The sequence below is a fragment of the Massilia sp. W12 genome, assembly GCF_037300705.1.
Taxonomy (GTDB): domain Bacteria; phylum Pseudomonadota; class Gammaproteobacteria; order Burkholderiales; family Burkholderiaceae_D; genus JACPVY01.
Genome location: NZ_CP147776.1, coordinates 2,707,100 through 2,719,986 on the forward strand (window position 1 = coordinate 2,707,100; position 12,887 = coordinate 2,719,986).

A 12,887-nucleotide genomic window follows, 5' to 3' on the forward strand; every position below is an offset into this window, starting at 1 on the left:
GACGCAACATGCCTGCAGGCAACAAGCCCACACTTTACCATGAGACAGGGCGTACAGACGCCTGTGCGCCATACCAGCGCGCGCCGCTTGCGCCAGGCTTCAAGCCTCAAGCGCGGGCACGGGCGGCCAATCCGGCGGCAACTGCAGGCGCATGCGCAGCAGCCCGGCGGCCAGCGATTTGCCCAGATTGTCGCTGCGCAGTGAATACGCTGCGCCGCCATCCAAGGCCTGATGCAAGACAAATTTGATCGCGAGCAGGCCCGGCAGGCAGTAACGTTCGACCTTGGGCGTTTGCGGATTGGCGAAAAATGCGCTGAATTGCTGCGCCACCGCCGCTTCATCAATCTGCGCCACCGCCAGGGCATAGCTGGCGGCGTCGGGCAAAAACAGGCTTAAGTCCGCGCTATTGCCTTTATCGCCGCCGCGCGCGTGGGCGATTTGCGCCAGATAAATACTTTTTTGCGTCTCCATTCACACCTCCAGCAGGGTGACTGTTGGCTGCAGGCAGTCAAACGGCAGCCGGCTTTGCCAAATGCCCAGCAATTGGCTGGGACTGGCCGCGCCCATGCGCCCGGCGACAAAGGGCGGGCCGGATAAGGCCAGCGGCGGAAACATGCGCGGCAGCGCTTCGGCAATCTGCCGTTTCGCGCTGCGCACCGCCAGGCGCAACCAGACTTCCGCATGATCTTGCGCCGCATCGGCTTGCGCCATCGGCCCCAAAATCGCATCATGTCCCAGCATTTCGACCCGCATATCCTGCTGCGCCACGCCGAGCTTGCCCAAACGCGCGCAAATCTGCTCTGCCGCAAAGCGCGCTTTGCGCAAGGCTTGCGGCCAGGCATAACCAATCATGCCCTGTCCCAGCCAGCCGGCGTGATAACCGGCCACCACTTTGGCTTGCGCCGGACGCGGCAGACCGCGCGCGCCGCGCAATTCCATCAGATCCGGGGCCACTTCATGCAGGCTGATGGCGCGCATATCCAATATCAGATCCGGGCTGTAATACGCCGCCGGGTCGTGCACTTCGTACAGCAGCTGTTCGCGCAGGGTGTCAAAATTGACCCGCCCGCCAGTCTCTGGCGCTTTGCCGATCTGCACCCGGCCATCGGCCCAGACTTCGGCGATAGGGTACGCCAGGTGCGCCAAGTCCATTTCAGTCCAGCCCAGGCCGCCGAAATTGCCGCCGCAAGCCTGGCCCGAGCATTCCAGCAAATGTCCCATCGCCAGTGCTTGCGCCAGGCGGTCGAGATTGTCCGGCCTGGCGTAATCCGGGCCAGACAAAGGCCAGCCGAATTCATGCGCCATGGGTGCTAAAAACAGGGCGGCGTCGGCGACCCGTCCGGCAATCACAATATCCGCGCCCTGCGCCAAGGCTTGCGCCAGGGCCTGCGCGCCGAGATAGGCATTGCAAAATTCCACTCGCGGCAACAAGGGTCCCTGTGCATCGCTGGCATCCGCCAACGCTACGCCGTCTTGCGCGAAGGCATGTCCGTCCTGCTGCAATTGCGCCAAACGCGGCAACACATCGTCGCCTGTCACCACCGCGATCCTGGCGCGCCAGCCCTGCTTGGCAAACAGCGCCGCCAGCGCCTGCGCCGCGCCATGCGGATTGAGGCCACCGGCATTGCTTAAAAAGCGCACCCCGCCTGCCGCCTGCGCCAGTGGCCACAAGTCTTTCATCATGGGCAGCAAGTCGCGGCAATAACCGGCGGCGGGATCGGCGGCGCGGTCTTTTTGCAAAATCGATAATGTCAGCTCGGCCAGATGGTCGGAGGCGAAATACTGCAGATTGCCGCGTGTGAAAGATGCTTTCGCGCCGTCCCAGGAGTCGCCGTAAAAACCGGGGCCGGCGCCGATGCGCACAGATTTCATGGCGCCCCCGCCGGCCAGGCGCGCGCGATAATCGCGGCGCAATCGGTGTCAAAGTCCAGCCCGCCGAAGCAAGCCGCCGGCCCCCCGTCACGCAAGCGGCTGTGAATGAAAGCCTGGGCCACAAAGCGCGGCGCATGACGCAATAAGAGGCTGGCTTGCAGCGCCAGCACGATGCGCATGGCCAGTTCGCGCGCGCCGAATTCCTGTTGCGCCTGGTTTTCGATGTGTGCAGGCGGAGTTTGCAACAAGTCTTCGCACAGTGTTTTGCTGTACGCGTCAAACTGGGCGTTGCGTCCCTGCGCCGCTTTCAATTCCTGTTGCAGCGCGAGTTGCGGGGCCGGCCCCTTGGCCAAGACGCGCAGCACATCCAGGCAGATCACATTGCCAGAACCTTCCCAAATCGAGTTCACCGGCAATTCGCGATACAGGCGCGCCAGCACGCCCTCTTCCACATAGCCATTGCCGCCCAGCACTTCCATGGCTTCCGCGCCAAACGCAGGGCCGCGCTTGCAGAGCCAGTATTTGCCGGCGGCGGTCAATAAGCGCGCCAGGGCTTTTTCTGCGGCGTCGTCAGCGTCAAAGCAATGCGCTAAGCGCAAGGCGAACCAGGTCGCGGCTTCGCTTTCGAGCGCCAGATCGGCCAGTACGTTTTGCATCAAGGGTTGTTGCGCCAGCGCTTTGCCAAAAGCCTGCCGCATGTGCGCATGCTGCATGGCGATGCTGAGCGCGGCGCGCAAGATGCCGGCGCTGCCCAAGACACAGTCCAAGCGCGTCAAACTGCCCATTTCCATAATGGTGGCGACCCCGCGCCCGCTGGGGCCAAGCGGGTAGCCGATGGCTTCCTGAAATTCGACTTCAGAAGAAGCGTTTGAGCGGTTGCCCAGCTTATCTTTCAAGCGCTGCACAAGAATCGGGTTGCGCTGGCCGTTGCGCAGATAGCGCGGCACAAAATAGCAAGACAGGCCGGCCTCCTGCCCGCTTTCATCCACGCTTTGCGCCAAAATCAAATGGGCGTCGCACTGTGGCGCGGAGAAAAACCATTTATGCCCGATGATGCGGTATTGCATGCCCCATTCATCCTGCACCCCGCTTGCGCAGGCGCGCGTGCTGTTGGCGCGCACATCCGAGCCGCCCTGTTTCTCGGTCATGCCCATGCCCAGCAACACACCGTTTTTCTGCTGCGCCGGCAAAGAGCGCGGATCATATTCGCGCGACAGAATTTTTGGCAGCCAGTCGCGCGCCAAGGCGGGATTGGCCTGCAGCGCCGCCACTGAGGCGAAGGTCATGGTGACAGGACATTGGCTGCCGTTTTCCAATTGCCCATACAGTAAATACAGTGCGCCGCGCGTGACATGGCTGCCGCCATCCCAGGGCGCGGCATGCGCGCCGCTGGCAATCAGGCTGCGCATCAGGGCATGCCAGGCTGGATGAAATTCGATTTCATCAATCCGGTTGCCCACGCTGTCATACGGCAGATGACGCGGGCCGTATTGATTGGCCAGACGCGCATGTTCTTGCATCTCCTGCGCGCCCCATTCCTGGCCGCGCTCGCGCAGCATGGCGCAATCTTGCAAACTCACGCCAAACACTGCAAGCGCGCTTTGCAGGGCTAAATCGCTGTCATATAAATTGACGTAGGCGCGCGGCGCCACATTGTGCACCCGGTGCGTGACAAAACGCTGCGGCGCAGCTGCTTCTGGCTCTGGCTTCATGTTTCTTCCCTGGTTTGCAGTCTGGCCAGCGCGGCGCCGCTGGCCACCTGGCCGCCGCTGCCAACCAGCAGCGCTTCCAGGCGCAGCGCCGCCGGGGCGCGCACCGCATGTTGCATTTTCATGGCTTCCAAGACCATGATCACATCGCCAGCGGCCAGGCACTCGCCGGGCTGACGGCAGATTTCCTGCACCCTGGCGGCAAATGGCGCATACAGCACGTCCCCGTTTTGCGATTGCGCCGGGGAACGCACGGCGGCCATGGCGTCTTCTGCGCAATAACTCACGCCATCCAAGGCAAACCACAGCTGTGCGCCGGCGCTGCGCCAGCAAAACGCATGGCTGGCGCCATTGATCTGCAGCTGCGCGCCATCGGCGGCAAATTGCAGCACAGTTGGCGGCGGCGCTTCTTTTTGCGCCGCTGCGCTGTCGATGCGTGCGCGCCAGACGCCATCGCACCACGTCAGGCTGGCGCGATAAGCTGTCGCCGCAGCGCTGGCGGCGTTTTGCTGATCGAGGTGAAAACGCCAATACACCGGCAAACAGGCGGTGCTGGAAAATGGCGCGGCAAGGCCCGGCGCCGGGTAGCGCGCCTGGCTTGCCAGCACATAGGCGGCGCAGGCGGCGCCCAAAACTTGCGGCGTGTGCGCCGGCTGGCCCCAGGCGGCAAGCATCTGCTCCAGCCAGGCGGTGTCGAGTGCGCCGCGCTGGCACGCCGGGTGCGCCAGAATCGCTTGCAGCAGCGCGCCGTTATGGCGCACGCCCAGCAGCTGCAGATTGCGCAAGGCGCGCTGCAAATCTGCCTGCACTTGGGCCCGGCTGGCGCCATGCGCCACCAGCTTGGCCAGCAGCGAATCATAATAATTGCTGATTTCATCGCCGGTGTGCAGCGCGCTATCGCAACGCAGCGCCGGCGCGCGCCAATGCAACACGCGCCCGCTTTGCGGCAAACAATCCTGCTGCGGATCTTCGGCGCATAAGCGCAGTTGCATCGCCACGCCGCCTTGCGCCAGACGTTGCGTGATTTGCGCTTGCGACAGCGGCATGGGCGCGCCTTGCGCCAGCTGCAATTGCCACGCCACCAGATCTTCGCCTAAACGCTGCTCTGTCACGGTGTGTTCCACCTGCAGGCGCGCATTCATTTCCATGAAATAAAATTGCGCGCCATCGAATAAAAATTCCAGCGTGCCCAGGCCCAGATAGGGGCAGCCGCGCGCCGCCGCCGTTTGCAACAGGGTGTGTGCGCAAGCCAGCAGCTGGTTGCGCAGTTCTGGGGACAAATCCGGGGCCGGACTTTCTTCCATGATTTTTTGATGGCGCCGCTGAATCGAACATTCGCGCTCGCCCAGATCAACTATCTGTCCCTGCGCATCGACCGCGATTTGCACTTCAATATGGCGCGGCGCTTCCAGCGCGCGTTCGAGCAGCAGATCAGCGCGCCCGAAAGCCTGTTGCGCTTCGGCTGCGGCCTGCCGCAAAGCGCCCGGCAAGGCCGCCATGCTGCTGACTTTGCGCATGCCGCGCCCGCCGCCGCCGGCTGCCGCCTTGATCATGATGGGCAGGCCGATTTGCTGCGCCATTTCCAATAAGTGCGCCGCATCCTGGCGCTGCCCGGCGTAGCCCGGCAAGAGCGGTAAATCCGCGCCTTGCAGCAGGCGTTTGGCGCTGGCTTTGTCGCCCAGGGCGCGCATGGCGGCAGGCGGCGCACCGATCCACAGCAAGCCGGCGTCTTGCACGGCTTGCGCAAAATCCGGGTTTTCCGCTAAAAAACCATAGCCGGGGTGCAGCGCATCCGCGCCCAGCGCGCGCGCCGCCGCCAACATCGCATCAGCCTGCAAATACGATTGCGCCGGCGTCGCACCGCCGATGCAACAGGCCGCATCCGCCGCACGCCACCAGGCTTGTTCCGCGTCCGCCTGCGAATACACGCACAGCGCGCGCGCGCCGGCTGCACGCACGCTGCGCATGATGCGCAAGGCGATTTCGCCGCGATTGGCGATTAAAACTGCATGCACGGGCCGCACTGAGGCGCTCATTTGCGCTTGCCCGGCAAAATGCCCATTTGCTTGGCGATAATGCCCAGCATCACTTCGTCGGCCCCGGCCCCGATTGAGGCTAAGCGGCCATCGCGATATAAGCGCGCCACCAGATTTTCTGCGGTATAGCCCATGCCGCCCCAGAATTGCAGGCAGGCGTCGGGAATGATGCGCATCAAGCGCCCGGCTTTGAGTTTTGCCATCGAGGCCAGCTCGGTCACGTCCTGACCGGCTAAAAACAGGCTGCCGGCGCGGTAGGTCAGCGCGCGCAGGGCTTCCAATTCAGACTTCAATTCCGCCAGCTTGAAATACACCGCCTGATTATCGAGCAGCGGCGCGCCGTAAATTTTGCGTTCGCGCGCCCACTCCACTGTCCAGTCAATGCAGTTTTGCAGGGATTGCAAGGAATTCGCCGCCGCCCATAAGCGTTCTTCCTGGAATTGCAGCATCTGGTATGTGAAGCCCATGCCCTCTTCGCCGACCGCATAATGTTGCGGCACCCGCACATTGTCGAAATAAATCATGCCGGTGTCTGAGGCGTGCATGCCGATTTTGCGGATTTTTTTGGCCACCGAGACGCCCGGCGTCTTCATCGGCAGCATGATCAGGGTTTTATTGCGGTGCGGCGGGCCGTCCGATGTATTGGCCAGCACGCACATCCAGTCGGCCTGAATGCTGTTGGTGATCCACATCTTGCTGCCATTGATGATGTAATCGCCGCCATCTTTGCGCGCCGTGGTTTTAATCGCCGCCACATCCGAACCGGCCCCGGCTTCTGAAACGCCGATGCAGCCCACCATTTCGCCGGCAATCGCCGGGGCCAGAAAGGCGCGTTTCAAGGCGTCCGAACCAAAGCGCGCCAGAGCCGGCGTGCACATATCGGTTTGCACCCCGATCGCCATCGGAATCGCGCCGCAGTGCACATGTCCCAGGGTTTCCGCCATGGCCATGGAAAAGGAATAGTCCAGCCCTAAGCCGCCATATTCCGGGTCGCGGGTTAAGCCCAGCATGCCAAGCTTGCCCAGCTTGCCGAAGATTTCATGCGCCGGGAAAATCTCTGCCTCTTCCCATTCTTCCACATGCGGATTGATTTCATTATCGATGAAGCGTTTCAAGGTGTCTTGCAGCTGACGGTGTTCCGGGGTGTCGTACATGGTGGGGTCTCCTGAATTCATGCGCGTTGTACGCCAAAAGCCAAGGGCCGCAAGGTGCGCTGGCGCGCGCTGCGGCAGATATCGAATAAGAGGGACAGCACGGTGCGGCTGTCGCGCGGGTCGATCACGCCATCGTCAAGCAGGCGCGCGGAGGTGTGAAATGCCCCGCTTTGGGCCTGGAAATTTTGCACAATGCGCGCACTGTTGGCGGCGATTTGCTGTTCTGCCTGGGCGATGGCGGCTTGCGCCTGCTCGGGCGGCAGCTTGGCGGCGCGCCGCAATGCGCCGGCGCGCGCCACTTCGGCCATGGTGGCGGCGGCTTGCTCGGCCCCCATCACCGCGCTTTGCGAGGCCGGCCAGGAGAGGCAGAAATCCGGCGCAAAACCGCGCCCGCACATGCCGTAATTGCCAGCCCCGAAGCTGGCTCCGCAATACAGGGTGATGCGCGGCACATCGGCATTCGCCACTGCCTGCAGCATTTTGGCGCCATGCTTGATCATGCCGCCCTGCTCTGCCGCCCGGCCAACTAAAAAGCCGGTGGTGTTTTGCAAAAACAGCAGCGGCGTGCCGCTTTGCGCCATGAGCTGAATAAAATGGCTGGCTTTGTTGGCGCCGGCTGGATCGAGCGGGCCGTGATTGCTGACAATGCCGATCATCCGGCCCTGCAAGCGGGCTTGTCCGCACAGGGTGGCGGGGCCGAAATCGGGCTGAAATTCGAGCCAGGCTGAGCCATCGACTATGCGTGCAATCACTTCGCGCATATCGAGCGGGGTTTTCAGATTCGCCGGCAACAGGGATAACAGATCGTCGGCGGCGTAAAGTGGTTCAGCAAATGGCCCGGGCGCGGCGGCGATTCTGTCCCACTGCAAGTTTTCCACCAGCATGCGGGCCAGCGCCAGGGCGTGCGCATCATCTTCGGCGATGAAATCGGCCAGGCCGGTCATGCTGGCGTGCATTTCAGCGCCGCCCAATTCTTCTTCCTGCGCCACTTCGCCGGTGGCGGCCAGCAGCAGCGGCGGGCCGGCCAGAAACGCGCGCGCACGGCTGCGCACCATCACCACATAATCCGACAAGCCCGGCATATACGCGCCGCCGGCGGTGGAAGAGCCATGCACCACGCTGATCACCGGCACGCCGGCGGCGGACAGCCTGGCCAGATTGCAAAACACGCTGCCGCCGTGGATGAAGTGCTCGACCTTGTATTCCATCAAATTCGCGCCGGCGCTCTCGACCAGATGCACAAAGGGGAGTTTTTGCTGCAGCGCGATGGCTTGTGCGCGTAAAAATTTATCCAAGCCGGCTGGCTGCAGGGCGCCGGCCTGAATCCCGGCGTCGGATGCGACCACCATCACGCGCACCCCGCACACCTGGCCAATGCCGCAAATCACCCCGCCGCCGGGCAGACTTTGCGCCAGATCCCGCTTATCCATGCCGTAGCCGGCCAAGGTGGACAATTCCAGCCAGGGGCTGGCCGGATCAAGCAAAGCGGCGATGCGCCAGCGCGGCAAGAGCTGGCCGCGCTTGTCAAATTGCGGCGCGGCGGCGTCTGAGGCATCGCGCGTGCGCTGCTCCAGCGCGCGCAAAGCCTGCAGCGCGGCCAGTTGCGCAGCGCGGTTGGATGCAGTTTCTTCACTCTGGACAAGCGGCTGACAGCGGATCACTTGCATGTGCGGCCTCATTCCTGCGCCAGGTTTTGCAAAACGCGCGGCGCCGAAGCCGCCGCCGGATCGGCAAAGCCGGTAAAGCCCTCCGTTTTACGCTGCACGCGCGCTTGCGGCCAGCCGGAGCGCACCTGCGGTCTGGCCCCATCCACGCGCACACATGTCCCGCTGATAAAGGCTGCCGCCGGCGAGAGCAAAAAGCAAATCGCCGCCGCCACTTCGGCTTCTGTCCCCATGCGCTGCAGCGCCACGCCCTGCACCGCCTGCCCGATCAAGGGCAAGACCTGGGGCGGATATTGATCCATGCCGCTGGAGGCGATATAGCCCGGCGCGACACAATTCACGCGCACCCCATACGCGGCCCATTCCAGCGCGGCAGTTTCGGTAAAACTGTGCATGCCGGCGCGCGCCGCGCCTGAATGGCCCATCATCGGCATGCTGCCAAACACATCCGCGCTGATATTCACCATCGCGCCGCCATGTTCTTGCATATATTGTTTGAGCACTTCGCGCGCCATCAAAAAGCCGCCGGTCAGATTGGTTTGCAACACCGCTTCCCAGCCTTTTTTGCTGATGTCTTTCAGGGCTGCCGGAAATTGGCCGCCGGCATTATTCACCAGGCCATCGATTTTGCCATGCGTTTGCAACACCGCCGCCACAGTGGCCGTCACCGCTTCCTCGTCGCGGATATCGCACACATGGCAGGAAATCTTGACATCCGCAGTTTGCAATTCCTGCGCCACCGCCTGCAATTTTTCCAGCTTGCGCCCGACCAGGGCCAGATGCGCGCCCAGGCTGGCCAACTCAAACGCACAGGCGCGCCCGATGCCGGAACCGCCGCCGGTGATGACAACAGTCTGACCGGCGAACAAAGCGGGACGGAAAATGCTGTGATACAGCGGCGCCGCAGCGCCTGTGTTGGCCTGATTCATAGTGTGATGTGGAAAGAGAAAATAGATGGAAAAACGCCGCCGGCGCAATGGGACAAGCGGACAGATGGCTTGCGCAAAATGCACCAGAATGGTGCAGATTCGCACAAAACCCAGGCAAGCCGCTTACCATGCCGCCGCCGCAGCGGTATCGCTGGCGGGCGCAGGGATATTTTTTGCAAACCGGACCGATGTTTCATAAAGATGCAGTAATACAGATTTATCTTCCAAACCGCCATGGCTGGCGAGCGCTGACGCGGGCAAACATGATGGCATGGAAAAGCCGGCGCGCATCAAACAGTGCCGTCAAACGCCATAGATGGCCATGGATTTGTTGCGGCGATTGTAGCAACCAAGCAATTGCTTTGTAAAGTTATCGCAACAAATCCTGCAAAAAGAGCGGAAATTGCATTAAAGAAAGACAAAAGGCATCCGATATGCTTTCCATACGGAAATTTTTGCAAGCAAATCTTACAGCAGGCCCGGATTTTGCTTGTTGTGCTGTTACAGTGACGATGCTGCACAGTTATCTCAAACCTGATTTCTCACAACAACAGATTGCCGACATGAAGCCATCCACCAGCCTCGCCACCGTATGCACCGCCTGCCTGCTGGCAGTCGGGCATGCTGACGCCGGCACGGAACGTGCGTGCCGGCAGGCCAGCGCCGGCCATGCCGCGCATTGCGTGCAAGAACGTCTGCGGCAAAACCGCGCCCAGCCCGGCCCCAACGCCAGCGCGCCAAATTACGACTCACCGCAACTGCTGCAATTTTTCAGCACGGTGCAAGCCTATACCCAGGCCCCGGATGTCTTGGCCGACAGCGCGCCGGCGGAACAGGAATGCACCGGCAACACCGCCAGGACTTATTTTTCAGAGTGAAGCAAAGGCTTTGCGCGGCAGCGTCTCAGGCCGCGCAGCTCTGCTGAAAAGCCAAAACGGGCCGCCCGCACATTCACTGATCAAAATCATCCACCACATAGCGGCCGCCATTTTCCACTTCTGCGGCCAGCACATTTAACAGCGCCTGCGCCACATTTTCCGGGCTGCGCAGCTGGCCCTGCTCTTTTAGGGCGCGGAAACGTCCGACATCGGCAAACAAGGCGTCCGGCGTGGCGCGGATTTCAGCTTGCATATCGGTATCGATCACGCCCGGGCCAAAATTCACGCACAACACCGGATGCGGCAAGCCTTGCTGTTCAGCCGCCAGCGAGCGCACATAGTTTTCCAAACCGGCTTTGGCCGCGCAATACATGGCCCAAGAGCCGTAGCCGCGCAAAGCCGCGCCGGACGAGACTGAGAGCAAGACCTTGCGCGCGGCGGCATGGCCCTGAAAATGGCGCATGAAGGCCGCCATCACGCGCAGGCCGGAAGTGAAATTGATCGCGATATTATCCAGCATCTGCGCATCCGCCAATTGCGCCGCCGGCGCCACGGGGCCGACCACCCCGGCATTATTGATAAATGCAATCTCTGACCATGGCTGTTGCGCCAATTGCGCCAGATGCGCTTCCAATTGCGGCAGGGCTTGATCCGGTTTGGCTAAATCCAGCGCCCAGTGTTCGCCGGCATTGCCGCCCTGGCTGCGGGCAAAACCATAAACCTGCCAGCCGGCGTCTTTGGCCAGCCGGCTCAAGGCCGCCCCCATGCCGCGCGAGGCGCCGGAAATGACCATCAGTTTGTTTTCATGCGTGGCTTGCATCTTACTTCCTGCCTTTCATCATGCGCCGCGCAGCAAGCTGCTGATCACGGCGTAAAAGTTTCACCAGAGAAATATCGTTGTATCAGTGCATCAAAAGCGGCGGCAAGCGGGAAAAAACTGAAGTGGCGCCGATAAAGCCTGTTAATTTGCAGAATGTGCGCCAGGCTTCTGACGTAACATGGAATGTAATCCAAGGCTCATTGCTGGAACATCGTCATGACCACCAAGAAATCGCCTGCTGAAATCGCCCGTGAAGCATTCCGCCAATTGGCGGTGCGCCGCATTGTACCGACCCCGGAAGCATACCGCGATATTTATTACGAAATCGCCGGCATGCCGCCGCCGACGCCGGAACCGGTCGAGAGTGAAGCGGAAAAAATGTTGAGCGGCTTTGCCGCCACCCTGTCCGGCGCGCCCGGCGACTATGCCGATTTTGGCCGCCGCTGCAGCCGCGCAGCCAAATCCCGGGATTGGGAAGCCTACGGCAAAATTCTGACCCAATTTATTGAGCGCAGCTTGAAAAAACCGGCTGGCGGCATCGAACTCGCGCCACCGCCGCCGCCGCCCGCCTCAGCCAATATCCCATTGAGTCTGGTGGATGAAAAACAAGACGCGCGCCAGTTGCGTGAAATGCTCGGGCGCGCGCTGAATTTCGCCCTGCCCTGCCTCTTACAAGCCACGCCGGAACTGGCTGCCGAATCCGAAAACCTCGGACGCGCCTTAAAAGACGCGCACAGCGATGAAGCCTTGAACGGCATCGCCGCGCGCTTAAAACAACTCTGCTATCAAATTGAAGTGCGCAGCGGCGACGCCGGCGAGCAACAGGAAATGCTGTACCGCCTGTTTAAGCTCTTACTGGAAAATATCAGCGAGATGCTGGAAGACGACAGCTGGCTGCGCGGCCAGATTGAAGTGGTGCAGGATCTGCTTTCCGGCCCGCTGGATCAACGCGCGCTGGAAGACGCCACGCGTGCTTTCAAAGATGTGATTTATAAGCAAGGCCAGTTGAAAAACAGCATCGCCGACGCGCGCGGCACGGTCAAAAATCTGATGCAAACCTTCCTTGACCGCTTAGCCGGCATGGTGGCCTCGACCGGTGACTTTCACGACAAAATGGGCGGTCTGAACCAGCGCATCTCACACGCGCAAAATATCGCCGATTTAAGCAGCCTGATGGATGAAGTGCTGGCTGAAACCCGCCATATGCAAGAAGAGGCGCGCAACTCGCGCGACCGCATGGCGAGCGCGCAAAACGAAGTCACCGAAGCCGAACGCAAAATCGCCGAGTTGGAACAAAAACTGCAGCAACTCAGCGAACTGGTGCGCGAAGACCAATTGACCGGCAGCTTGAACCGGCGCGGACTGGAAGATGTGTACGAGCGCGAAACCGCGCGTTCTGAGCGGCGCGGCACACCGCTGTGCGTGGCCATGCTGGACTTGGACAACTTCAAAAAACTCAATGACTCACTCGGCCATCAGGCTGGCGACGGCGCCTTGAAACACCTGGTGCGCATTGTGAAAAGCACGCTGCGCTCAATGGATGTGATTGCGCGCTATGGCGGCGAAGAGTTTTTGATTTTATTCCCGGAAACCACAGTCGAGGCCGCCACCACCTCGATGATGCGGGTGCAGCGCGAATTGACCAAACATTTTTTCATGCATGAAAACGAAAAGGTCTTGATCACCTTCAGCGCCGGGGTCGCCTTGCGGCAACCGGGCGAGAGTCAGGAAAGCTTGTTAAAACGGGCAGATGAAGCGATGTACCAGGCCAAACGCACCGGCAAAAACCGGGTCGTGGTGGCCGAGTAAATACGTCTGAAAGCGA

Annotated in this window: 10 protein-coding genes; 2 read left to right on the plus strand and 8 right to left on the minus strand. The window is 61.3% G+C overall.

The genetic code is table 11. From position 1 onward, the window contains the following. Nucleotides 1-99 precede the first annotated feature (99 nt). From V8J88_RS10985 to V8J88_RS11015, 7 genes are read right to left on the minus strand one after another with little or no spacing between them, the layout of a single operon-like run. Complete coding sequence (locus tag V8J88_RS10985) at nucleotides 100-471, minus strand: hypothetical protein (protein WP_338849545.1); 372 nt, start codon at nucleotides 469-471, stop codon at nucleotides 100-102. Next, nucleotides 472-1,872, minus strand: coding sequence for an acyclic terpene utilization AtuA family protein (locus tag V8J88_RS10990; RefSeq protein WP_338849547.1), 1,401 nt, complete (start codon nucleotides 1,870-1,872; stop codon nucleotides 472-474). Further along, on the minus strand, nucleotides 1,869-3,584 hold the full coding sequence (locus V8J88_RS10995; protein ID WP_338849549.1) for an isovaleryl-CoA dehydrogenase: 1,716 nt from the start codon (nucleotides 3,582-3,584) through the stop codon (nucleotides 1,869-1,871). Before V8J88_RS10995 ends, V8J88_RS10990 begins: the two co-directional genes overlap by 4 nt. Continuing rightward, entirely contained in the window at nucleotides 3,581-5,617 is a 2,037-nt protein-coding gene (locus tag V8J88_RS11000; protein WP_338849550.1) for a biotin carboxylase N-terminal domain-containing protein, read from the minus strand. Before V8J88_RS11000 ends, V8J88_RS10995 begins: the two co-directional genes overlap by 4 nt. Next, a complete protein-coding gene (locus tag V8J88_RS11005; RefSeq protein ID WP_338849551.1) occupies nucleotides 5,614-6,771 on the minus strand; it encodes an acyl-CoA dehydrogenase family protein in 1,158 nt (385 codons plus the stop codon). The genes V8J88_RS11000 and V8J88_RS11005 overlap by 4 nt, the downstream gene beginning before the upstream one ends. A 17-nt stretch (nucleotides 6,772-6,788) precedes the next feature. Continuing rightward, nucleotides 6,789-8,438, minus strand: coding sequence for a carboxyl transferase domain-containing protein (locus V8J88_RS11010; RefSeq protein ID WP_338849552.1), 1,650 nt, complete (start codon nucleotides 8,436-8,438; stop codon nucleotides 6,789-6,791). Nucleotides 8,439-8,446: 8 nt separating this feature from the next. After that, the gene (locus tag V8J88_RS11015) at nucleotides 8,447-9,364 is read right to left on the minus strand and encodes an SDR family oxidoreductase (RefSeq protein WP_338849553.1); all 918 of its coding nucleotides are present in this window, start codon (nucleotides 9,362-9,364) and stop codon (nucleotides 8,447-8,449) included. 512 nt (nucleotides 9,365-9,876) lie between these two features. Between V8J88_RS11015 and V8J88_RS11020 the strand changes: the two genes are divergently transcribed. Further along, entirely contained in the window at nucleotides 9,877-10,242 is a 366-nt protein-coding gene (locus tag V8J88_RS11020; protein WP_338849555.1) for a hypothetical protein, read from the plus strand. A gap of 73 nt (nucleotides 10,243-10,315) precedes the next feature. Here the strand turns inward: V8J88_RS11020 and V8J88_RS11025 are convergent, their stop codons facing one another. Next, complete coding sequence (locus tag V8J88_RS11025; RefSeq protein WP_338849556.1) at nucleotides 10,316-11,062, minus strand: SDR family NAD(P)-dependent oxidoreductase; 747 nt, start codon at nucleotides 11,060-11,062, stop codon at nucleotides 10,316-10,318. Between the two features lie 216 nt (nucleotides 11,063-11,278). Between V8J88_RS11025 and V8J88_RS11030 the strand changes: the two genes are divergently transcribed. Beyond that, nucleotides 11,279-12,871 carry a diguanylate cyclase gene (locus V8J88_RS11030; protein WP_338849558.1) on the plus strand — a complete coding sequence of 531 codons (1,593 nt, stop codon included), beginning with the start codon at nucleotides 11,279-11,281 and terminating at the stop codon, nucleotides 12,869-12,871. Nucleotides 12,872-12,887: the final 16 nt, after the last annotated feature.